Origin of the sequence: Sellimonas caecigallum (genome assembly GCF_019754295.1) — a bacterium.
GTDB classification, from domain to species: Bacteria; Bacillota; Clostridia; order Lachnospirales; family Lachnospiraceae; genus Sellimonas; species Sellimonas caecigallum.
Genome location: NZ_VIRV01000001.1, coordinates 145,858 through 168,959, shown reverse-complemented (window position 1 = coordinate 168,959; position 23,102 = coordinate 145,858). Strand labels below are relative to the sequence as shown.

Annotated in this window: 22 protein-coding genes, 1 tRNA gene and 1 other annotated feature; of the genes, 14 read left to right on the top strand and 9 right to left on the bottom strand. The window is 45.0% G+C overall.

The features are described from left to right. Positions 1–804: an ABC transporter ATP-binding protein gene (locus FLB61_RS00815; RefSeq protein ID WP_221919146.1), complete on the top strand. Its 804-nt coding sequence runs from the start codon at positions 1–3 to the stop codon at positions 802–804. Positions 805–830: 26 nt separating this feature from the next. Here the strand turns inward: FLB61_RS00815 and FLB61_RS00810 are convergent. Then, positions 831–901: transfer RNA gene (locus FLB61_RS00810), tRNA-Gly, on the bottom strand. A gap of 186 nt (positions 902–1,087) precedes the next feature. After that, the gene (locus FLB61_RS00805; protein ID WP_087199459.1) at positions 1,088–2,431 is read right to left on the bottom strand and encodes a uracil-xanthine permease family protein; all 1,344 of its coding nucleotides are present in this window, start codon (positions 2,429–2,431) and stop codon (positions 1,088–1,090) included. A 193-nt stretch (positions 2,432–2,624) separates the two neighbouring features. Here FLB61_RS00805 and FLB61_RS00800 point away from each other — a divergent pair, with 193 nt between their 5' ends. After that, positions 2,625–3,488 (top strand): radical SAM protein, encoded by an 864-nt coding sequence (locus FLB61_RS00800; protein WP_221919145.1) that lies wholly within the window; start codon positions 2,625–2,627, stop codon positions 3,486–3,488. Positions 3,489–3,555: 67 nt separating this feature from the next. Here the strand turns inward: FLB61_RS00800 and FLB61_RS00795 are convergent, their stop codons facing one another. Together FLB61_RS00795 and FLB61_RS00790 are read right to left on the bottom strand one after the other, a co-directional pair. Then, positions 3,556–5,619: a glycogen debranching protein gene (locus FLB61_RS00795; RefSeq protein WP_221919304.1), complete on the bottom strand. Its 2,064-nt coding sequence runs from the start codon at positions 5,617–5,619 to the stop codon at positions 3,556–3,558. A gap of 120 nt (positions 5,620–5,739) precedes the next feature. Next, positions 5,740–6,036 (bottom strand): hypothetical protein, encoded by a 297-nt coding sequence (locus FLB61_RS00790; RefSeq protein WP_246599050.1) that lies wholly within the window; start codon positions 6,034–6,036, stop codon positions 5,740–5,742. A 206-nt stretch (positions 6,037–6,242) separates the two neighbouring features. On the opposite strand from FLB61_RS00790, the gene cls reads away from it, so the two are divergent. Then, positions 6,243–7,802 (top strand): cardiolipin synthase, encoded by a 1,560-nt coding sequence (gene cls / locus FLB61_RS00785; protein ID WP_221919144.1) that lies wholly within the window; start codon positions 6,243–6,245, stop codon positions 7,800–7,802. 153 nt (positions 7,803–7,955) lie between these two features. Further along, positions 7,956–9,230, top strand: a complete 1,275-nt coding sequence (locus tag FLB61_RS00780) for an adenylosuccinate synthase (RefSeq protein ID WP_221919143.1) — start codon at positions 7,956–7,958, stop codon at positions 9,228–9,230. Positions 9,231–9,314: 84 nt separating this feature from the next. On the opposite strand, the gene asnA is transcribed toward FLB61_RS00780, so the two are convergent. After that, positions 9,315–10,325: an aspartate--ammonia ligase gene (asnA, locus tag FLB61_RS00775; protein WP_087199470.1), complete on the bottom strand. Its 1,011-nt coding sequence runs from the start codon at positions 10,323–10,325 to the stop codon at positions 9,315–9,317. A 204-nt stretch (positions 10,326–10,529) separates the two neighbouring features. On the opposite strand from asnA, the gene FLB61_RS00770 reads away from it, so the two are divergent. Further along, positions 10,530–10,676 (top strand): hypothetical protein, encoded by a 147-nt coding sequence (locus FLB61_RS00770; RefSeq protein ID WP_158095374.1) that lies wholly within the window; start codon positions 10,530–10,532, stop codon positions 10,674–10,676. Here FLB61_RS00770 and FLB61_RS00765 read toward each other — a convergent pair. Beyond that, positions 10,673–10,903: a hypothetical protein gene (locus FLB61_RS00765; RefSeq protein ID WP_221919142.1), complete on the bottom strand. Its 231-nt coding sequence runs from the start codon at positions 10,901–10,903 to the stop codon at positions 10,673–10,675. The genes FLB61_RS00770 and FLB61_RS00765 overlap by 4 nt on opposite strands. Positions 10,904–11,057: 154 nt before the next feature. Here FLB61_RS00765 and FLB61_RS00760 point away from each other — a divergent pair, with 154 nt between their 5' ends. The 5 genes from FLB61_RS00760 (at position 11,058) to FLB61_RS00740 (ending at position 15,810) form a co-directional block, all read left to right on the top strand. After that, positions 11,058–11,567 (top strand): SEC-C metal-binding domain-containing protein, encoded by a 510-nt coding sequence (locus FLB61_RS00760; RefSeq protein WP_087199476.1) that lies wholly within the window; start codon positions 11,058–11,060, stop codon positions 11,565–11,567. Then, positions 11,567–12,316 carry a YdcF family protein gene (locus FLB61_RS00755; RefSeq protein WP_246599049.1) on the top strand — a complete coding sequence of 250 codons (750 nt, stop codon included), beginning with the start codon at positions 11,567–11,569 and terminating at the stop codon, positions 12,314–12,316. The genes FLB61_RS00760 and FLB61_RS00755 overlap by 1 nt, the downstream gene beginning before the upstream one ends. A gap of 35 nt (positions 12,317–12,351) precedes the next feature. After that, positions 12,352–12,562: a binding site (T-box leader), on the top strand. A 61-nt stretch (positions 12,563–12,623) separates the two neighbouring features. Beyond that, on the top strand, positions 12,624–13,481 hold the full coding sequence (locus FLB61_RS00750; RefSeq protein ID WP_221919141.1) for an aldo/keto reductase: 858 nt from the start codon (positions 12,624–12,626) through the stop codon (positions 13,479–13,481). Positions 13,482–13,514: 33 nt separating this feature from the next. Continuing rightward, positions 13,515–15,440 (top strand): threonine--tRNA ligase, encoded by a 1,926-nt coding sequence (thrS, locus tag FLB61_RS00745; RefSeq protein WP_221919140.1) that lies wholly within the window; start codon positions 13,515–13,517, stop codon positions 15,438–15,440. Positions 15,441–15,495: 55 nt separating this feature from the next. Then, a complete protein-coding gene (locus FLB61_RS00740; protein ID WP_087213192.1) occupies positions 15,496–15,810 on the top strand; it encodes a DUF1540 domain-containing protein in 315 nt (104 codons plus the stop codon). Between the two features lie 86 nt (positions 15,811–15,896). Here the strand turns inward: FLB61_RS00740 and metA are convergent, their stop codons facing one another. The 3 genes from metA to aroE all read right to left on the bottom strand — a co-directional run bounded on the left by metA (position 15,897) and on the right by aroE (position 19,096). Then, complete coding sequence (gene metA / locus FLB61_RS00735; RefSeq protein ID WP_087199485.1) at positions 15,897–16,817, bottom strand: homoserine O-acetyltransferase MetA; 921 nt, start codon at positions 16,815–16,817, stop codon at positions 15,897–15,899. Between the two features lie 2 nt (positions 16,818–16,819). Continuing rightward, on the bottom strand, positions 16,820–18,157 hold the full coding sequence (locus FLB61_RS00730) for an AI-2E family transporter (RefSeq protein ID WP_221919139.1): 1,338 nt from the start codon (positions 18,155–18,157) through the stop codon (positions 16,820–16,822). Positions 18,158–18,232: 75 nt separating this feature from the next. Next, entirely contained in the window at positions 18,233–19,096 is an 864-nt protein-coding gene (gene aroE, locus FLB61_RS00725; RefSeq protein ID WP_221919138.1) for a shikimate dehydrogenase, read from the bottom strand. A gap of 109 nt (positions 19,097–19,205) precedes the next feature. On the opposite strand from aroE, the gene FLB61_RS00720 reads away from it, so the two are divergent. The 4 genes from FLB61_RS00720 to FLB61_RS00705 all read left to right on the top strand — a co-directional run bounded on the left by FLB61_RS00720 (position 19,206) and on the right by FLB61_RS00705 (position 22,929). After that, positions 19,206–19,715, top strand: a complete 510-nt coding sequence (locus tag FLB61_RS00720; RefSeq protein WP_330625462.1) for a shikimate kinase — start codon at positions 19,206–19,208, stop codon at positions 19,713–19,715. Positions 19,716–20,248: 533 nt separating this feature from the next. After that, the gene (locus tag FLB61_RS00715) at positions 20,249–21,262 is read left to right on the top strand and encodes an ABC transporter substrate-binding protein (RefSeq protein ID WP_221919137.1); all 1,014 of its coding nucleotides are present in this window, start codon (positions 20,249–20,251) and stop codon (positions 21,260–21,262) included. A 19-nt stretch (positions 21,263–21,281) separates the two neighbouring features. After that, positions 21,282–22,163, top strand: a complete 882-nt coding sequence (locus FLB61_RS00710) for an ABC transporter permease (RefSeq protein WP_087199494.1) — start codon at positions 21,282–21,284, stop codon at positions 22,161–22,163. Next, complete coding sequence (locus FLB61_RS00705) at positions 22,156–22,929, top strand: ABC transporter ATP-binding protein (protein ID WP_087199495.1); 774 nt, start codon at positions 22,156–22,158, stop codon at positions 22,927–22,929. Before FLB61_RS00710 ends, FLB61_RS00705 begins: the two co-directional genes overlap by 8 nt. Positions 22,930–23,102 lie beyond the last annotated feature (173 nt).

The window sequence follows — 23,102 nt, the reverse complement described above, 5'->3', positions numbered from 1 at the left end:
ATGCGAATCGAAATAAAAAATCTGCAGGCTGCATATGAAGATCGCATTATCATTCCGCACGCGAATCTTGTGATACCGGAAGGAAAGATTACGATGCTGATCGGCCAGAACGGATGTGGCAAATCCACGCTTTTGAAAACAATAGCCAGGATTCTCCCGGCGAGAAAAGGAGAAGTTCTTCTGGATGGAAAGAATATAAAAAAGATGGCACAAAAGGAGATTGCAAGGAAGATGGCAGTACTACCGCAAAGTCCGATTGTTCCGGAAGGTATCTCTGTAAAAGATCTGGTAGGATACGGCAGATTCCCGTATCAGAAGCCTATGTCCGGACTTTCGCGAAAAGATCATGAGATTGTGGACTGGGCCATGGAAAAAACGGGAGTGTATGACCTGAAAGACAGAAAAGTAGAAGAACTCTCCGGAGGCCAGCGGCAGAGAGTGTGGATCGCGCTGTCACTTGCGCAGAAGACAGAAATCTTGCTTTTGGACGAACCTACTACTTATCTCGATATGGCACACCAGATAGATATTCTTGAACTACTGAAGAGGTTGAATGAAGAAGAAGGAGCGACGATCGTGATGGTTATCCATGAGCTGAATCATGCATCCAAATTTGCACACCATATCGTCGGAATGAAAGAGGGAAGGATTCTTTTTGAAGGGAAGCCTGGGGATGTGGTCACAAAAGAAAATCTCAGAGATCTCTATGAAATCGAAGCGACACTGCTTGAAGATGGCGAGAATACCTATCCTGTCTGTATCGACTATACCCGGATCGGGAAAGAAAAAAACCGGAAACACTGATCATTCAATGCCTCCGGCCTTTTGCAAGCAGATAACGGGAGTCGAACCCGCCTTTCCAGCTTGGGAAGCTAGCGTTCTACCGATGAACCATATCTGCATACATACAGTATATCACGGGGAAAATATTTTGCAATATGAAATGAGAAAATTTTACCTTTTCCTTCTCGCTCCATGATTCCTTTTTGGGATAATATGAATGGAGTCAATAGGAAAGAAAAGACTGCGGAACTGGTGCTTCTCACAGAGAACCATCCGCAGTCTTTTTACGCATATGGATACGAAATCAATGTTTGTTTTCTTCTTTTGGAAGAATGAGATTCAGGATGATTGCCGTAATTGTGGCCAGCACAACAGGAGATTTTCCAAAAATCGTAGTTACCCATTCCGGGAAAGCGGAAAGGGATGCAGGTGCCTGAGTGACGCCCATACCTAATGCGACTGCAAGACCAACAATAGCGGAATTGCGGAAGTTCATTTCCTGGCGCATGATGAGTTTGATACCAGTCATAGCGATGGAGGCAAACACGGAAATTGTGGCTCCCCCAAGGACACACTGTGGAATCGTTGTGAGAAGACCGCTGAATTTCGGAAGCAGTCCCGCGATCATCAAAATGACGGCGGCAAGTCCAAGGACACATCGGTTGACAACTTTTGTTGTTGTTACGATTCCCACGTTCTGGCTGTAAGTGGCAGTCGGGAGACCGCCGAGAAGGGCACACAGGATATTGGAACACCCATACATCATGATACCGCCCTGGAGTTCTTTATCTTTTGGCTCCCGATTCATACTTCCTACTGTAGTTGCGGAAAAGTCGCCGATGGCCTGGATTGCATTGATGGCAAAAAGTACGCCGATGGCCACGCAGGCTGAAGGTTCAAACTTGATCCCAAAATGGAGTGGCTGCGGAAGCTGGAAGATTCCGGCAGACTGAATTCCTGAAAGATCTACAAGACCAAGGCAGGCAGCAAAGATATATCCTGCGATGATGCCGATCAGGATGGAAGCAAGTTTTAAAAAGCCTTTGGCAAAGTGATTCAATGCTGTTACGACAGCCAGCGTAAAGAATGCTGCCAGCCAGTTTTTCCAGGAACCGTAGGAAGGGCTTGAAGTACCTCCGGCCATGTAGTTGATAGCAGTCGGATAAAGGGAGAGGCCGATTGTAAACACGACCGTTCCGGTAATGATCGGAGGGAAGAGTACACGGATCTTCCGGATAGAAATCCCCACGAGCAAGGCGATCACTCCGCCGACGATCTGGGCCCCGAGGATGGTACCGACATCATAACTTTCGGCAATGGCCTGCATACTAGGAACATAGGCAAAACTGATTCCCATGATGACAGGCAGGGCGGAGCCAAGCTGAAATTTTTGGGTGCGTACAAAAGGAAAGAGCTGCAGCAGTGTGGAAAGAGCCGAGGTAAAGAGAGCTGCCTGGATCAGAATGACTCGGTCTGTGTTGTTGAGACCCGCTACACCAGATACGATGATAGCAGGCGTTACACATCCTACGATCATAGCCACAACATGCTGAAGCGCCAAAGGAAACGCCTGCCCGAACTGCGGCACACCATTCAGTTCAAATACAGACGCACGCTTGCCGATAGACGGCTTGTTAGAATTAGACATGATTTCCTCCTCAGTATGTTTATACTTTTGTTAAAAAATTTACATCTACTACTTTACACAAAGTTGATGAAAAAAGCAATCCTTTTCCGAGTTTGAAAGCAAACGCTGGGATTTCCTAAAAAAGTAGTATATAATAATAGAAAGAGAAGCAAGTAAAGATAAGCTGTCATATGAAATTAAAGAAGGTGTTTCTATGAAATATGAAGGGCAGATCTGCAGAGGACCGATGGAGCGGAGTTCGTTTATGCTTCCGGTGGCCGTGGGCTGTGCATACAACAGATGTATCTTTTGTACCTTGTTCAAGCATCTCAGTTACAGGGAACTTCCGATGAAGCAGATCGAAGAAGAACTGGCACGAGTGCGGGAGGCGGGAGGCAATCCGAAGACCGTATTTTTGGGGGACGGAAATGCATTTGGGCTCTCTGCAGACCGACTTTTGGAGATCCTGGATAAAATCCATCAATATTTTCCAGGATGTGAAAGTATACATATGGATGCAACGGTAACAGATGTAGGGCGAAAGACTGACAGAGAGCTTTGCAGGCTTTATGAAGAGGGAGTCAGACATCTGTATCTGGGAATTGAAAGTGGGCTTGATGACGTTCTGCTATTTATGAAAAAAGACCACACACTTGAACAGGCGTACCGGGAAATCAGCCGGATGAAAGAAGCTGGCCTTATCTATGATGCTCACATTATGACTGGAGTGGCGGGTAAGGGACGAGGAATAGAAAATGCAGAACATACGGCTGCTTTTTTCAATAGGACGAGGCCGAGGAGAGTCATCAATTTTTCCATGTTCCTGCACGAGAGCGCGCCCCTTTTCCGGGAAATTCAAAACGGCACATTCTGTCCTGCTGATGAAAAGGAAAATCTGATGGAAGAAAGAAGGCTGTTGGAGATGATAGAGACAGACGCTCTGACATATGATGGATTTCATGATTTCATAGAATTCCGTGTAAGAGGAGAGCTCCCAAAGGATAAAGAGAAGATGCTGAGAAAGCTGGATGAGCGCATTGAAGCAGAGACAGAGGGTAAAGTTGCAATTGTGTCCTGAGAAACTTAAGATGGAATGTTTTTAGAAGAGAAGACTTCATAAAAAGACCGCGTTTACGCGGCCTTTTTTATGAAAAAATATCGTTCCGGTATGCGACAAATACGATGACGGAACGCTCTCCAAGCAAAACAGAACCTTTCGTTTTCGGCATATCAGGTTCCGGGAAGGTCTGTCGGAGTGGATCTCCTGTATTGACGGCGATGCGCCATTCAAAGCCATCTGGAAGAGGCGGAAGTGTCAGATAGACGGCTTCCCAGTACGTATTGACCGCCAGATAGACAGTATCTTCATAACCAGAAGTTTCATTTTGACCGGAGAACATGACACCTAAAACATGAGAATCGTATGCCAGATCGGGATGCCAGGGCACTGTTCCATGAAAACTGACAGAAGGGAAACCGAATCGGCTTTTTTCAAGGTCCCGGCAAATGACAGTGTGCTTTTTTCGGAAAGCAATCATGTATTTGACAAACGAAAAGAGGTTCCGATTTTTTTCCAGAAGATCCCAATTTAGCCATGAAATCAGATTATCCTGGCAATAGGGATTATTGTTCCCAAATCTTGTATCGGCAAATTCATCTCCGGAGAGAAACATCGGTGTCCCGCGGCTGCATAAAAGAACCGCGAAAGCGTTCATCATCATCCGCATCCTCAGACGGCAGACATCCGGATCATCTGTCTCTCCCTCAAAACCACAGTTCCAACTGTCGTTGGAATCTGTTCCGTCGGTGTTTCCCCACCCATTGGCTTCATTATGCTTCGTATTATATGAATACAGGTCATTCAGAGAAAAACCGTCGTGACATGTAAGAAAATTGACTGAGGCATTGCTTCCGCGCTCTTTTGGATGATAGAGATCCGGGGAACCGACAATTCTCAGTGCGGCGGAACCGATGACGCCATAGTCGCCCTTCAGGAACCGGCGCATGTCATCCCGGTATTTGCCGTTCCATTCCGCCCAGCGCCGCCATGAAGGGAAGGAACCTACCTGGTACAAACCTCCGGCATCCCATGCCTCCGCGATGAGCTTGACTTTGCCTAGGATAGAGTCAAAGGCAAGAGATTGCAAAAGAGGCGGCTGGCTCATAGGGGAACCGTCCTCGTTTCTCCCAAGGATGGAGGCAAGGTCAAAACGGAATCCATCCACATGATAATCTGTAACCCAATAGCGAAGGCAGTCAAGAATGAGGTTCTGCACCACTGGATGGTTGCAGTTCAGAGAATTTCCGCAGCCGCTGAAATTGTAATATTGTCCGTCTGGGGTAAGGAGATAGTATATGTTGTTATCAAATCCTCGGAATGAAATATATGGTCCCTCTTCATTTCCTTCAGCTGTGTGATTGAAAACGACATCAAAGATCACATCCATACCGGCCTCATGGAGTGCCTTGATCAGTTGTTTTAATTCCCAGCCTTCCTGATTATATTCGGAAGAGGAGGCGTAGCTTGTATTAGGCGCAAAAAAGCTGACCGGATTGTATCCCCAGTAATCCAAAAGCTGATTCTCATCGATGAGCCGGCAGTCCCTCATCTCATCAAACTCGAATACTGGCATTAGTTCTACTGTGTTGATCCCAAGTTCTTTGAGATAGGGGATTTTTTCCATAACGCCCCGGAAGGTGCCGGGATGATCTACACCAGAAGAAGTGTCTTTTGTAAATCCGCGAACATGAAGTTCATAGATGATCGTATCGGACATGAGAAGCGGAGTGTGTTTTTCTGCTCCCCAGTCAAAATTGTTGCGCACGACGCGCGCCCGGTAGCCATGAGAGATGTCGTTTTTGCAGCCCCATCGGCTTTGCCCGGTAACAGCCTTGGCATATGGATCAAGTAGAATCTGCCTTTTATCAAACAGAAGTCCCTTCTTTGGCTCATAAGGACCATCCAGGCGATAGGCGTACTCAAACTCTTCGATATCCAGGCCAAATACGATCATGGAGTAGACAAAACCGATACGGTAATGGTCAGGAAAGGGGAGAACTGCAAACGGTTCTTCTGCTTCGCGATGGAATAAGAGGAGTTCACACGAACTGGCTCCCCTGGACTGGATAGTAAAATTTACACCGCCTGGAATGACCGTTGTGCCCGGATAGAGAAAGAATCCGGGACGTACCTGGAAACCGGATATCATATCAAGGGGTTTTAAATGGCTGCTTGGCACTAAAGTAAGGTCAGAAAAGTTCAATTTCAAAACACCTCCTGATGTAAGAAAAGCTGTCCTCTCAACAGGACAGCATTTTTTCTTTTCGTTCTATTCTTCGTCAGATGCGGCAGTTTTCTTTTCTGTTTCTTCCGTTTTCTCTTCAGGCTTTTTTTCAGCCGCTTCGCCTTTTGCCGATTCGGAGTGGGAAGAATTGTTCAGAGGGACATATTCACGCCCGGAAGTATCGCCGAGATCATCGTCCAGATCAAAATCCAGATCTTCAAAATCGTCTGCAAATTCATCTTCCAGATCCTCATTTTCTTTCTTATTCTTCATATAAAGAATTCCTGCGGCAGCAGCACCGATCGCTGCGAGACCTACGATACCTTTTTTCCATTTACTCATAGTCAAGGGTACTCCTTTCTGTTGATTCATATACAATTATTGTAATACTTTTGGGGAAGAAAGAAAAGGGAGTTTAGCAAATTTATTTTTTATTAATAGTTATCTGACAACATGTGTAAAGTTTTCAGAGGAATGGAGTTGAGGACCATTCCGAAATATGATAGAATGTACCATGTTCAGAATAGAAAAAAAAGGGATTGGAAAAATTGCAGAGTAGTAAAAAAGAAAAAGTACAGAAGAAACTTTTTAGCGTTATTTATGGCCGTACTGCGATTCTTTTACTGTTTGTTCTTGTGCAGTTTGCGGCAATGTTTCTTGGAATTTATGCCCTTGCAGATAAATGGACGTATCTGTATGGAGTATTTATGATCATCGGATTTTTTGTCGTGATCTATATTATCAATTCGGAAGAAAATCCAGCATTCAAGATGACATGGATTTTGTGCATCATGGCACTGCCGCTCTTTGGGTCGATCTTTTATATTTATGTAAAAACCCAGCTTGGTACAAGATATATCGGAAAGCGGCTGCGTGTTCTGCGGGAAGAAAGCAGCCCGTACATGCAGCAGGATATGGGGATCATCTCAGCTATGAAGGAGAGCAAACTGGCAAATAAAAATTTGTCTTATTATCTTGGAAAACACTTGGGATTTCCGACATACGGCAATACAGATATGGAGTTCTACCCTTTGGGCGAAGATAAATTTAAGGCGCTGATCAGAGAACTGAAAAAGGCAGAGCATTTCATTTTTATGGAGTACTTCATCGTGGAAGAAAGCTATATGTGGGACGAAGTAAGGCGCATACTTGAAGACAAGGTATCCGAGGGGGTTGAAGTAAGATTTATGTATGACGGCATGTGCAGTATCAGCATGCTGCCGTATGATTATCCGAAATATCTCCGAAGCAGAGGAATTCAGTGTAAGATGTTTAACCCGATCCGCCCGATCCTGTCCACCATACAGAATAATCGGGATCACAGAAAGATTTGTGTGATCGACGGAAAGGTCGGATTTACAGGGGGGATAAACCTTGGAGATGAGTATATTAATCGAAAAGAACGGTTCGGACACTGGAAGGATACGGCGATCATGTTGTCGGGCGACGCGGTCCGGAGTCTTACTGTTATGTTTCTCAATATGTGGAATGTGGATGAGAGAAAAAGTGAAAACTATGATCGCTATGTGCGGCCGGCCAAGAAGACATTTGACGAGTCTCTTGGATATGTACTTCCATATGGGGACTGCCCGTATGACAACGAAAATGTCGGAGAAGAAGTGTATTTTCATATCCTGAATCATGCTAAGGACTATGTACACATCATGACACCGTATCTCATTCTTGATAATGAGATGCTCACAACTCTTACGAGAGTGGCAAAGAGTGGGATAGAGGTTATTATTATCATGCCCCATATTCCAGATAAGCCGTACGCATTTGCCGTGGCAAAGACGTATTACAAAGAGCTTATAGAGGCAGGAGTGGAGATTTATGAGTACACGCCTGGGTTTGTTCATGCCAAGATATTTGTGTCTGACGACGATACTGCCACAGTGGGAACGATCAATCTGGATTTCAGGAGCCTTTATCTGCACTTTGAGAATGGGGTTTTCATCTACAACAATAAAGTGGTAGCAGATATCGAGACGGATTTCCAGGAGACTTTACAGAAATGTCAGCGCGTGACATTGAAAGAAGTGCGGGAACGGAGCCTGAAGACCAAGATAGAAGGACAGATACTGCGGCTTTTCGCCCCGCTTATGTAGGCGGATGAAAAGGAAAGGCAGTCAGAACGCGAAAAACCCCATGTTTTTCGAAATCTTTCGGCAAAAAATGAAAAATCAAATGTACATTTACGAAAAAATATAGTATAATGCATAGGTGGTTGAAAAACGAATTCACATACAGGAGGATATGTTATGGTAAAAGCAGTAGTAGGTGCCAACTGGGGAGACGAGGGGAAAGGTAAGATCACGGATATGCTCGCGGAAAAAGCGGATATCATTGTTCGTTTCCAGGGAGGAGCAAATGCGGGACATACAATCATCAACGACTATGGAAAGTTTGCACTTCATACACTACCATCCGGCGTGTTCTATGATCATACAACCAGTGTTATCGGAAACGGCGTAGCTCTTGACATCCCGGTTCTGATAGGAGAAATTCAGTCCATCGTGGACAGAGATGTGCCGATGCCGAAGATCAAAGTATCTAATCGAGCACAGATGGTAATGTCTTATCACAAACTGTTCGACCAGTACGAGGAAGAAAGACTTGGAAAGAAATCTTTTGGTTCTACTAAGTCCGGGATCGCACCATTTTATTCAGATAAATATGCAAAGATCGGATTTCAGGTAAGCGAACTGTTTGATGAAGACTTATTAAAAGAAAAAGTTGTTCGTGTGGCAGAACAGAAAAATGTCCTTCTGGAACATTTATATCATAAACCGCTGATCAATCCGGATGAATTGTTTGAAGAGCTGATGGGATATAAGAAAATGATCGAGCCGTACGTGTGCGATGTATCCTTATTCCTTCACGAAGCTCTGAAAGAAGGAAAGGAAATCCTGCTGGAAGGCCAGCTTGGAACACTGAAAGATCCAGATCACGGAATTTACCCGATGGTTACATCTTCTTCTACCCTTGCTGCGTATGGAGCAATTGGAGCAGGAATTCCGCCGTACGAAATCAAAAAGGTAGTGACTGTGTGCAAGGCATATTCCAGTGCAGTAGGAGCAGGTGCTTTTGTAAGTGAGATTTTCGGGGAAGAAGCGGATGAGCTGAGACGCCGCGGAGGAGACGGCGGAGAATTCGGAGCTACGACGGGAAGGCCGAGAAGAATGGGATGGTTTGACGTAGTGGCTTCAAAATACGGATGCCGGATGCAGGGAACGACAGATGTGGCGTTTACTGTTTTGGATGTTCTGGGATATCTGGAAGAAATTCCAGTCTGTGTCGCTTACGATATCGATGGAGAGATTACAACAGAATTTCCGCCGACTTACTTGCTGGAAAAAGCAAAACCAGTCATCGAAAAGCTTCCGGGATGGAAATGTGATATCCGGGGAATTAAAAAATACGAGGATCTTCCGGAAAACTGCCGCAAATACATTGAATTTGTGGAAGAAAAGATCGGGTATCCGATCACACTTGTGTCCAATGGACCAGGAAGAGACGATATCATTTACAGATAGAAAAGCAAAAGAGAACAATAAAAACTCCCACCCTTTGCTTGAGGGGCGGGAGTTTTTGTTTTCAAGGAAAGACAGTACCGTTTTTTACAAAAGATGAATACCGCTTTCGACAGCTGCTTTTGAAATATCATCTGGCCAGATAGAGGACTGTACTTCGCCGATATGAGCTTTTCTCAAATAAAACATACAGATGCGGGACTGTCCAATTCCGCCGCCGACAGTGTATGGGAGCTCACCGTTCAAAAGAGATTTCTGAAAATCGAGATGAGCCCGGTCTTCGCATCCTGCCAAAGTAAGCTGACGCGCAAGAGACTCTTCATCCACGCGGATTCCCATCGAAGAGAGTTCCAGTGCGATATCCAGAACCGGATAGTATACGATGATATCCCCGTTCAGATCCCAGTCATCGTAGTCCGGGGCACGTCCGTCATGCTTTTTGCCGGAGGCGAGAGTTTTTCCGATCTGTTTGATAAAAATTGCCTTTTTCTTTTTGGCAAACAAATATTCCCGTTCTTTTGGGTCAGAATCCGGATACATATCTTCCAGTTCCTGGGAAGTGATAAAAGTAATCTCATCCGGAAGAATCTCATCTATGTAATTGTATCTTCTTGCCATGAAATGTTCAGTCTCTTTTAAAGCGGCGTAAACTTTTCGCACGGTGTACTCCAGTGTCTCATCGTTTCGCTCTTCCCTGGAGATTACTTTTTCCCAATCCCACTGATCCACATAGATAGAGTGCAGATTGTCGGTGTCTTCATCCCGCCGGATGGCGCTCATGTCTGTGTAGAGCCCTTCGCCTGAATGAAAGCCATAGCGTTTTAAAGCATACCGTTTCCATTTGGCAAGAGAGTGTACGATCTCTACATTGGCATCATCCTGTTCTCGGATCCCGAAAGAGACAGGACGCTCCACACCATTTAAGTTGTCGTTCAATCCGGATTCCGGTTTCACGAAAAGAGGAGCGGAAACACGGGTCAAATGAAGATTTTTGGCAAGGGAACGCTCAAAATGGTCTTTCACTTCTTTTATGGCAACCTCAGTCTCGCGGATGGAAAGGGGAGATGCATAGCCGTCTGGTATTATCAATTGCTTCATATCATTTAGTCCTCCTTTAGAAAATCAGTTTCTAGTTTAAAATAAAACTTTCGCACTGTCAAGAGATAAAGTGATGAAATAAAAACAAAAATGGTTTCGAATTTTTCCATACAATAGACACAGAAGAAGGTTATGATGGAAATGTCATAATTCCAGGAGCAGGAGCATATAATGAAGATACCGAAAAGAAAAGGAGGCAGGATCATGCAGCAGAACAGATGGACAGACACGATCGAAGTGCTGACGATAGAAGAATACTTGAGTAAACGAGAACGGATCAGAAGAGAAGAAAAAGAAGAGAGAGAGACGACAAAAGAAAGCAGGATGGTTCCCCTGCTTTGGATGAGTTAAAACTTATTTTCATCATCTTCATCTTCTCCGGAATCATGGTGTGAAAACCGGTAGAACATCGTATATGCGTAGAGAAGGAGCGGCACGAAGATCGTACAGGCGATAGATGCCTTCAAAAATCCCTGAGTTTTGGAATGATCGATCAGGGCAAAGAGAAGAGTACTGCCGTACATGGCGATCAGAAGGATGATCCCGATCCATGCGAGAATGCGCTTTGTTTTTTTCATGAATAGACCCTCCGTAAGCTTTGAAACTGTTTTTATTATATAGAAAAACAAGTGGAAAAGCAAGGCTTGGCGGAGGGTTTTGCTTGCAATCCGGACATGCGTGTTATATAATATTCCTTATCGAGGAATATAAAGGCAAAGGAGAATTCGTGAAATGAGTACGTTATTAGAACAATGGAGAGAGACAGCCTATTCCAGAGAAATGACAAAAGATCAACTGGAAAAATTCTGGGGAGCTTATTTCCAGATCGAGAAAGGGATTTATGAAAAACTGCTTTCCAATCCGGATGAGAAAGTGAAAGGTACAGTAAAAGAGCTGGCTGAAAAGTACGGCGTGGAGCTTATGACAATGGTTGGCTTTCTGGATGGTATCAATGAAAGCCTCGTACAGGAAAACCCGATCGAGACGATGGATGAGAACACAGAAGTCACATTGATTTACGATAAAGAAAAACTGTACAAAAATATGGTAGATGCGAAGGCAGACTGGCTGTACGGACTTCCGCAGTGGAATATCCTTCTTTCCGAAGAGCAGCAGAAGGCTCTTTACAAAGAAGCAAAGAAAATGCACACATTTGTGAGAGAAGGAAAGAAAATCGGAAGAAACGATCCGTGTCCGTGCGGAAGCGGAAAGAAATATAAACACTGCTGCGGCAAAAACTAATGCTGCAGACAGCAGGAGTTCTGTTCCTTCTTTACTATGCGGTCATATGTGTGTATGTGAGAAGGTGGAATGCCACATTTTCCCGGGTATGGCTTTTTTCAGGGATAGTTCTGATTTTTGCAGAAGTATGCCGGAGTCAGATACCGGAAACGATAAAGATCATTTCAGCGGCTGCAGGGACGGTGTTCTGCGCCGCTGTTTTCTTTATTTTCATTCGGATGGTGTTTCTTTTGAGAAAGCCGGAAGAAAAGAGGCTTGATTACCTGATCGTGCTGGGTGCAAAGGTAGATGGCAGGAGGATTACCATTTCCCTCCGCCTGAGACTTGAGAAAGCCTTCCGGTATCTGCAGGAAAATCCAGACACAAAGGCGATCGTGTCCGGAGGCAAAGGAAAAGGAGAAGATATCTCAGAGGCGGAGGCGATGGCGTCCTATCTGGAAGAGGCCGGTATTCTAAAAAGCCGTATCGTCCGGGAAGGAAAATCCACATCCACAGAGGAAAATATGAAGTATTCCATTGAAGAAGTTCCAGACAGTAAAAAGAAGAGGACAGGAGTCGTGACGAACAGTTTTCACATGTATCGGGCAGTCATGCTCGGAAAATATGTGGGCTATGAGAATCTTTACCCGGTCACGGCAAAGTCAGAGCCGGTGCTTTTTCTCAATTATCTGCTCCGAGAGATATTGGCTGTTCTCGTATTTCCGGTTCGGAGGATATGGAAAGCAGGCAAAATGAGCATTGACAAATAAAATAGCAGTGATTATAATGAGAACCATAGTAAAAGGCAAATGCGTTGAAGAGACGAGTAGGATGCGGAAAGGATACAGAGAGAAGGGTCTAAGGCTGGAAGCCCTTTATCACGGAACCATCTGAAAACTACCTCTGAGCGGCGGCAAAACCGCCCGGCTTGAAACCGTTATCATTCAAATGAGATGTGTGCCATGTAAAGGCACATAAGCGGGGTGGAACCGCGGGTTGAAATACTCGTCCCTTGCAGTGTGAAAGCTGCAGGGGATTTTTTATGGCAAAAAAACTCTGTTTTGAAAGGAGAGGGATATGGAACAGATCAAGGAACTTATCACTTTGAACAACGGAGTCCAAATTCCGGCTATAGGATTTGGCACATACAAAGCGGTAAAAGGAGATACGTCGGAAGTGATCAGAAAGGCGATCCGCTGTGGGTACCGGTATCTGGATACGGCCTCTTTTTATGGGACGGAGAAGTATGTCGGGGAGGCGATCCGGGAAAGTGGTATACCGAGGAAAGAATTTTTCATCGTGTCCAAAGTCTGGAAAGATGAAATGGGATACGAAAATACAAAAAAGGCTTTCACGAGGACACTGAAAAATCTCGGGACAGACTACTTGGATCTATATCTGATCCATTGGCCGAAGCCGACTCCAGACTACGATGACTGGGAGGAGCTGGATCGGGAGACGTGGAAAGCGATGGAAGAATTGTGTGAGGAAGGGAAGATAAGGGCAATCGGACTTAGCAATTTTCTTCCGCACCATATCGAAAGCCTTTTGAAAACGTGCAGGATTGTTCCGGCGGTAGATCAGCTGGAGTTTCATCCGGGATATACCCAGGAAGCAGCGGTAAGGCACTGCAAGGAAAAAGGGATTTGGGTGCAGGCGTGGAGCCCTCTTGGGAGAGCGCGTGTCATGGACGATAGGCTCATCGAGGAACTCTCTACGAAATATCAGGTTTCTCCAGCACAGATCTGCCTTCGATATGCTCTCCAGAAAGGAGTCATACCGATCCCGAAGGCATCGTCCGAGGAAAGGATGAAGAACAATAAAGATGTTTTCGGTTTTGAAATCAGTATGGAAGACATGTGCCGTCTGGACACGATGCCGCCGACGGGATGGTCGGGGGAACATCCGGACCGGGAACGCGTCATGCTGAAATAGAGAATATGAAAAAATAAGAAAAGGAGATATGAGATGAAGATTACATTGAAAGATGGTTCCGTAAAGGAATATAACGAAAGTAAGTCCGTAATTGATATTGCGGCGGATATCAGCGAAGGGCTCGCCAGAGTTGCCATGGCGGGGGAAGTAAATGGAGAAGTCGTAGATTTAAGGACAGTCCTGTCAGAAGACTGTGAGCTGAACATCCTTACATTTAACGACGAAGGAGGACGGGATACATTCCGTCATACTTCTTCCCACATCCTTGCACAGGCGGTAAAGAGACTGTATCCGGATACAAAACTGGCGATCGGACCGGCTATCGCGGATGGGTTCTATTATGACGTGGACAGAGAGACTCCGTTTACAACAGATGATCTGGAAAAAATCGAAAAAGAAATGAAAAAGATCGTAAAAGAAGCACTTCCTATCGAGTCATTTACTCTTCCGAGAGAGGAAGCTATCGCCTTGATGAAGGAAAAGGAAGAACCGTATAAAGTGGAGCTTATCGAGGATCTTCCGGAGGATGCCGTGATCAGCTTCTACAGACAGGGAGAATTCACGGACCTTTGCGCAGGACCGCACCTGATGAGCACAAAACCGGTCAAGGCGTTCAAGCTCACAAGCCTTGCGGGAGCGTACTGGAGAGGCGACGAGAAAAACAAGATGCTTACAAGAATCTACGGAACTTCCTTCACAAAGAAGGCAGATCTGGACGAATATCTGGAAAGACTGGAAGAGGCTAAAAAGCGCGATCACAGAAAGCTTGGAAAGGAACTTGGCCTCTTTATGATGAGAGAGGAAGGACCTGGATTCCCATTCTTCCTTCCGAAAGGAATGGCGCTGAAAAACGCACTTCTGGAATACTGGAGAGACATTCATACAAAACACGGGTACGTTGAGATTTCCACTCCGATCATGCTGAGCAGACATCTGTGGGAGACAAGTGGACACTGGGGACATTACAAAGAAAATATGTATACAACGGTTATCGATGAGCAGGATTTTGCAGTAAAACCAATGAACTGTCCGGGCGGTATCCTCGTATACGAATCAGAACCGCGTTCTTACCGTGATCTTCCGCTCCGTATGGGAGAACTTGGGATCGTACACCGTCATGAAAAATCCGGACAGATGCATGGACTTATGCGTGTCCGCTGCTTCACGCAGGACGATGCCCATATCTTCATGACTCCAGAGCAGATCAAAGATGAGATCCGCGGTGTGGCAGAACTGATCGATGAAGTCTACACACTGTTTGGATTTAAATACCATGTGGAACTGTCCACACGCCCGGAAGACAGCATGGGAAGCGATGAGGATTGGAACATGGCAACAGATGCCCTGAGAGAGGCACTTGACTCCCTCGGACTTCCGTACGTGGTAAACGAAGGGGATGGGGCATTCTACGGGCCAAAGATTGATTTCCATCTGGAAGATTCCATTGGACGTACTTGGCAGTGTGGAACAATCCAGCTTGATTTCCAGCTTCCGCTGCGTTTCCAGCTGGAATATACAGGAGCAGACGGAGAAAAACATCGTCCGATCATGATTCACCGGGTTGTATTCGGATCTATCGAACGATTCCTTGGTATTCTCATCGAACATTTTGCAGGGGCATTCCCTACATGGCTTGCTCCGGTGCAGGTAAAAGTGCTTCCAATCTCCGACAAATATCTGGATTATGCACAGAGTGTGTTTGAAGCATTGAAAAATGCCGGAATTCGCGTGGAGATCGACACGAGAGCTGAAAAGATCGGATACAAGATCAGGGAAGCTCAGATGCAGAAAATTCCGTATATGCTTGTGGTAGGCGCAAAAGAACAGGAAGAGGGTCTTGTGTCAGTCAGAAGCCGGTTTGCCGGAGATGAAGGACAAAGAACACTCGATGAATTTATCGGCGATATCAAAAAAGAAATTTTTGAAAAAACAAAACGTGAAGTAAAATCCGAAGAATAGACGGCAAAATATTCGGGCATACTACACTCTGAATAAAACTAAGGAGGTAGAAAACATGCCAGAATTGAAATGTACCGTGCAGAACTGTATGCACAATCAGAACTATTACTGTAACCTGGATGCGATCCATGTCGGAGGAGAACAGGCAAAACAGGCGTCCGATACATGTTGTGACAGTTTTGAAGAGAGAAAGAGCGGCACGTACAGCAACGCCACAATGGAAGCTTCCCCTGTCAGCATGATCGACTGTAAAGCGCAGGAATGCTGCTATAACGAGTCATGCAAATGCATGGCAGGAAAGATCAGCGTAGAGGGCGGAGGAGCCTGCACATGTGAAGGCACAGAGTGTGCAACATTCAAGTGCAGATAAAAGAACAATTGAATCCCTGTCAGAATATGACTGAACCAAAAAACCTCCAGACTGTCTGTCAGTTTGGAGGTTTTTGCGTGGTACATTTAAAACGGTGTCCCGACCATATCGTACGGAGTTACCTGATAAACGTAATAATTGAGCCAGTTTGTGTAAAGATTATTGGCATTAGATCTCCATGTAAGGAGTGGTTTATTTTCCGGGTTGTCATCCGGGTAGTAATTGACTGGGATATCGATCGGAAGACCTTTTGCTTTATCTCTTTTGTATTCCTGATCCAGTGTCATACGGTCATATTCCGGATGTCCCATGACGAAGATCTGTCGGCCGTCTTTTGTCATGGAAAGGAAGATGCCTGCTTCATCGGATTCGGCCAGGATTACAAGATCGCTTATGGCCCGGATTTTCTCCGGATCGATTTGAGTGTGGCGGGAATGAGGCGCGTAGAATACGTCGTCAAATCCGCGTACAAGAGGGATCTTGCGATTCAGGACACGATGCTTAAAGACACCGAAAAGCTTTTTGTCAAGCGGATATTTATCAATCCCGAAATGATAGTAATAGGCAGCTTGTGCTCCCCAGCACAGGTGGATCGTGGAGGTTACATTTGTCTTTGTCCAGTCCATGATCTCTTTCATTTCATCCCAGTAGTCGACTTCCTCAAAGCGGAGATGCTCGATAGGAGCACCGGTAATGATGAAACCGTCGAATTTTTGGTTTTTGATATCCTGAAATTTTACATAAAATTTGTTGAGATGGTTGGCGGACGTGTTTTTTGATTCATGGTTGGACACCATGACAAATGTCACATCTACCTGGAGCGGTGTGTTGGAAAAAGAGCGCAGAAGCTGTAATTCCGTATCTTCTTTGAGCGGCATCAGGTTCAAAAGGCCGATCTTTAAAGGACGGATGTCCTGATGGGTGGCGCGGTGCTCATCCATTACAAATATATTTTCCTGCTCCAGTATTTCTTTTGCAGGCAGCTCATTCTGTACACGAATCGGCATGGCTAGTCCTCTCCTTTTTTCTTATTTTCTTCTTTTATGTAGACAAAGGATCCGTCTTCCTTCATGTGGTCGACATCTCCGTATTCTGCCGTCTGACAAGGGAGTTTCTTTTTCTCCAGTTTATTTTCGATGATCATCTTGAAAATATAGTAGAGCACAGCAAATGTCGGTACCCCGGCGATCATTCCTACGAAACCGAACAATCCGCCTCCAAGAAGGATAGAAAATACGACCCAAAAAGCAGAAAGACCGGTGGAATCCCCGAGAATCTTTGGACCGATGACATTTCCGTCCAGCTGCTGGAGAAGCAAAATGAAGATGGCAAAATAAAGTCCCTTTAACGGATCGGTAAGACCGATCAGGATGATACACGGTATGGCTCCGATATACGGCCCAAAGAATGGGATGACATTCGTCACACCGACGATCACGCTTACAAGTACGACATACGGCATGTCAAGCAATGTAATTCCAAGGAAACACAGGACGCCGATGATGGCAGAGTCGATGATCTTTCCGATAATGAAACCGCCGAAGATTTCATTGCTCTTTCTCGTAATGTGAAGCGTCATGTTTGCATGGTCGGTTGTCATGACTGCGTAGATGATTTTCTTCGCCTGTGCAGCAAAGAGCTCCTTGCTAAGGAGTACGTACACAGATACGATGCATCCGATCAAAAACTGGAAAACTTCATTTAAAATGTTGATGGCTCCAGTGGTAAGATTAGTCATAATGACATTGATCTGACGCAGGAGATCTGTCTGTATCCAGTTCTGAAAGCTCTCTGTGGCATGGTTCAGCAGATTCTTGATGATCATACCGGTTGTTGATTTGTCAGACTGCAGTTCTGTGAGTTTGTCCATCCCCGCATTCATCTGGGCAGGAAGTGTTGTAATAAGATTTTCGATACTTCTTGCCAATTCCGGTATCAGCATGTTGCACAGAGCTAATATGATTGCAAAGAGAAAAACCAAGGCCAAAAGAATGCCGGTCATGCGGGAAAGCTTTTCCGCCGTCTTTTGCTTTTTCAGTTTTTTCCCAAGTATAGGAAAAAGATACTTGTCGACTGTTTTTACAATTGGATTCAGCAGATAAGCGATGGCAAATCCATAGATGATGGGCTTTAGAATACCGATGACAGTACGGACACTGTCGGCAAGGATATCTGCCCTCAAAAATGCAAAATAAAGAACAATACATGCCGCCACCACAAGAAAATATGTCATGCCTCTGCTGAAAGATTGGCGCAGCTTGGAAGGCCCTTTTTTCCCAAAACGGGGAATGATATGGGAAGTCTCATCCTTTGCTGTCTTTTCTTTGTTTTGTTCTGATTCTTTCATTTGATTCCCTCATTTCGAAACATATAAATCTATTATAGCGGCGTCGTTAAAAACCGTCAACCAAAAGAAAATATGTTACATTTCCCAAGCTTTCTTTACATCTTCCAGCGGAAGATCCTCCCCCGTATAAAGCCGGAAAGCAGCAGCACCCTGGTAGAGGAGCATGGCCAGCCCGTTGGTGTTCGGACAGCCGGCTGCGTCTGCCATTTCGAGAAGACGTGTTCTGGCCGGAGAGTAAATGATGTCCATCACAAAAAGACCCGGATGTAGGAAGGAGATGCTCGGAATCGGAGACGCATCTGTGTGAGGAGCCATGCCTACATTGGTGGCATTGATCAGAATATTCGCATCAGAAAGAACAGAACGGAGCAACGCCGTATCTTCCAGGCTGAGAAGATGAACGGCGCAGCCGGTCGCTGTTCGGATTTTTTCGATGAATGCTGTATGCTTTTGTATGCTTTTTTCCCGCACAAAAACAGAAATCTCTTTTGCGCCGTCCAGAGCGGCCTGAGCGATGAGGGCTGTGCCGGCGCCTCCTGCGCCAAGGACGACAAGATTTTTGCCGCGGACCGGGCAGCTATTTGCCTGGAGGGCCATCATGGCACCTGTGCCATCGGTATTATATCCTGTTAGGATTCCGTCATTGTTGACGATCGTGTTGACAGCGCCGCAGAGATCAGCCTCTTTGGAAATATGATCGAGATATGGGAAAACGGAGGTTTTATTAGGCATGGAGAGATTTGCCCCTCTCATACCAAGTGTTCGCATAGAGCCGATGGCATCTTTCAGCGTATCCTGGTTGATGCAAAATGCCAGATAGACACAATTGATCCCCAGTTTTTCGAATGCAGTGTTATACATGGCAGGGGATTTGGAATGTGATGCAGGGTCGGCGAAAAAACCAAGAAGTTTTGTGTGACCGTTGATTTTTATAGACATAAATTAGGAACCTCTTTCTATATAGAATGATTTATGGTAAAATTATACCGGTTCAGTGTGTTAAAGTCAATGTGAAAAAATCAGACAAAAACAGACAAGGAGACAAAAAGTGAGAAATATATTTTTGATCGGATTTATGGGTACCGGAAAGACGACGATATCGGAAGAGCTTTGCCGCATGACGGGGAGGAAGCTTCTTGACATGGATAAGGAAATCGAGAAACGTGAAAAAAGAAAAATCCCTGAAATTTTTGATACTGACGGAGAGGAATATTTCCGGAATCTGGAGACGGATTTTCTTAGAGAGATGCAGAAAGAAGAAGACGTGATCGTATCCTGTGGGGGAGGAGTGCCGCTTCGCCAGGAAAATGTAGAGGAGATGACAAAAAGCGGGACAATCGTCCTTTTGTCTGCTTCCCCGGAGACAATCTTTGAGCGGGTTCGTGACAGTCATGACAGACCAATCCTGGAAAAGAATAAGTCGGTTTCTTATATAGAAGAATTATTGGAAAGGCGCAGACCATGGTATGAAAAAGCAGCTGATGTGGAAATCGTGACAGACGGGAAAGAAATTTTCAATATTGCCAGAGAGATTCTGGAGAAATGTTCTTGTCAGTAAACATCAGAATAAAAAAGTCTGAGAAAATTTTCTCGAAAAATTGCTTGACACAAACACTTTAACATGGTAATGTATAAACATGAATTTTATATTTCATAGCATAAACCGTTGAGAAAGATGAGTAAGTTGTCATGCAAGATCACAGAGAGCGGCAGATGGTGGGATTGCCGTATGGAGCGGATAGCCGAATGGACTTTTGAGGGCTGCCTGAAAGCCGTAAGGCAAGTATGGTGTGTCGGGAACCGAACCCGTTATCAATCAGGAGTGTATGTTAGTACATGAGAAAGTGGACTTGATGTCAAGTTGAGTGGTACCGCGATAATAAAGAGATTTATTACCGTCTCAAGCAGAAATAAGCTTGAGGCGGTTTTTATATTTCATGGGAAATATTGCATGAGAAATAAAACCACTTCCTTTCTTTGACTGGCAGCAGGGTATCTGGCATATGATATCCGAAAGAGGAAACTCAAATCAGAGAGTTCTCCGTTTTCGTGCGGAGAGCGAGGTAAAAATCAGAAAAGGAGAGAAAGAAAATGAAAAGAAAAATTGCGGCAGTTTTATTGAGCACAATGATGGTTATCGGAATGACAGCAGGATGCGGCAGCAAAGAAGAAGGAGGAACATCCGGGGAGGAGCAGTATACGATAGGAATTTCCCAGTTTGCAGAACATGGTTCTCTGGACAATTGCCGGGAAGGCTTTATCCAAGGGTTGAAAGAAGAAGGACTTGAAGAAGGAAAGAATCTGAAAATAGAATACAAAAATGCGGCAGCTGATCAAAGTACGGCAAAACAGATCACAGATTCCTTTGTCTCAAACAAAGCAGATCTCATCTGCGGCATAGCGACACCGGCTGCACAGGCAGCATACAATTCCGCCATGAATGCAGGTATTCCTGTCATCTACACGGCAGTAACAGATCCAAAGCTTGCCAAACTCGCGAAAGACGATGGGACGCCGGTAGGCGAAGTGACGGGGACGAGTGATGAACTTCCGATCAAGGAACAGTTGGAATTGATACGCAGGATGCTTCCGGATGCGAAAAAGGTTGGTATTCTCTATACGACAAGCGAGGTAAATTCCATATCAGCTATCGAGACATACGAAGAACTGGCGGGGGATTACAATCTTGAGATTGTCACAAAGGGTATTTCTCAGACGGCTGATATCTCTCTTGCCACGGATGAACTGCTGGGAGAAGTAGACTGTCTTACAAATCTGACAGATAATACGGTTGTCAACTCTTTGGCAACGATTTTAAATAAAGCAAACGAGAAAAAGATCCCGGTATTCGGAAGTGAGATTGAACAGGTCAAACTTGGCTGCATAGCTGCAGAGGGACTTGACTATATCGAGCTTGGAAAGCAGACAGGAAAGATGGCGGCACAGGTATTAAAAGGAGAGAAAAAGGCGTCTGAGATGAAATATGAGACGATTTCTGAGCCGGGATTATACATCAACACGAAAGCAGCGGAAAACCTTGGCGTTGCGGTAGATGAAGCATTAAAGGGAGAAGCAGTGGAAGTGTTTGCTGAGATTTCAAAGTAGAAAGGAAATTAAAATAGAGATGAGCATTTGGATATCGATTTTAGAGCAGGGACTGATCTATGGGATCCTGGCCCTTGGAGTGTATATCACATACAAGATTCTGGATTTTCCGGATCTGACAGTAGACGGAAGTTTTCCGCTTGGAGCTGCAGTTACGGCCACAATGATTGTCAAAGGGGTAAATCCATATCTTACGATCCCTGTCTCCTTTCTTGTGGGAGCGCTTGCAGGAGTTTGTACAGGACTGATCCACGTAAAATGTAAAGTAAGAGATCTTCTTTCCGGAATTATCATGATGACGGCACTCTGGACGATCAATCTTCGCCTTGCGGGAACGGCCAATGTACCAATCTTCGGAGAAAAAAGTATTTTTGACAATGAGACAATGGACGGTATCTTCTCCGGAAATTTTGCTCAGTATAAAGTTTTGATCATCGTCTTTGTCATCGCAGTGATCAGCAAGATCCTTCTGGATTTGTACATGAAGACAAAATCGGGATTCCTTCTCCGGGCAGTAGGAGATAACGAAAATCTCGTGACATCCCTGGCGAAAGATCAGGGAAATGTGAAGATTCTCGGACTTGCCATTGCAAACGGGCTTGTGGCTCTTGCTGGATGCATTTTCTGCCAGGAACAGAGAGTGTTTGAGATTTCCAGCGGAACCGGCGCCATCGTGATCGGGCTTGCAAGCGTGATCATCGGAACGAGTCTGTTCCGAAACCTGACGTTTTTAAAAGCTACTACGGCTGTTTTGATCGGATCTGTCATCTATAAGGCTTGCGTTGCAGCAGCTTTGAAATTCTGTGAACCGCAGGATATGAAACTTATCACAGCCGTGCTGTTTTTGATCATTCTCATCATCGGGATGGAAAGGAAAAAGAAGGTAAAGAAAAATGCTTGAATTAAAAGGAATCAGTAAATATTACAACCCAGGTACGATCAACGAGATGTGCCTTTTTGACGATTTCAACCTTACAGTCAACAGAGGGGATTTCGTCTCCGTCGTAGGCAGCAACGGATCTGGAAAAACATCCATGCTGAATATTCTCTGTGGGAGCATTCCTATCGAGGCCGGCCAGATCCTGATGGATGGGGAGGATATCTCCCGGATGAAAGAATATAAAAGAAACCGCCGTATTGGAAGAGTTTACCAGAACCCGGCATTGGGAACGTGCCCTTCTATGACAATTTTGGAAAACATGTCGCTGGCGGATAATAAGGGAAAAACTTACGGACTGTCGCGCGGGATCAACAAGGGAAGAAAAGAATTCTATCGGGAGCAGCTCAAGAGCCTAAATCTTGGGCTGGAAGATAAAATGGATGTCAAAGTAGGATCTCTTTCCGGCGGACAAAGGCAGGCGATGGCGCTTCTGATGTCCACGATGACGCCTATTGACTTCCTGATTCTGGATGAGCATACAGCAGCGCTGGATCCGAAGACAGCGGAGATCATCATGGAACTGACCGATCAGATTGTAAAGGAAAAGAATCTTACAACCATCATGGTTACCCACAATCTTCGATATGCCGTAGAATATGGAAACAGGATGCTTATGATGCACCAGGGAAAATGCATCCTTGACAAAGCAGGAAAAGAAAAGGAAGAGATCACGGTAGACAGCATCCTGGATCTTTTCAATGAAATCAGTATTGAATGTGGAAATTAACCGGAAGACCCGGTGTCAGACAAAGAATAGACTTGTCCGGCACGGGTCTTTCTGCAGTTTTGGAAAGGTGTAGTACGTGAAAAAACTGCATACCAGAAAAGAGATAGATTTACAAGAAAAGCAAAATGCCGTATAATTTTAGATGAAACGACAAAAGGAAACGACAAAAGGAG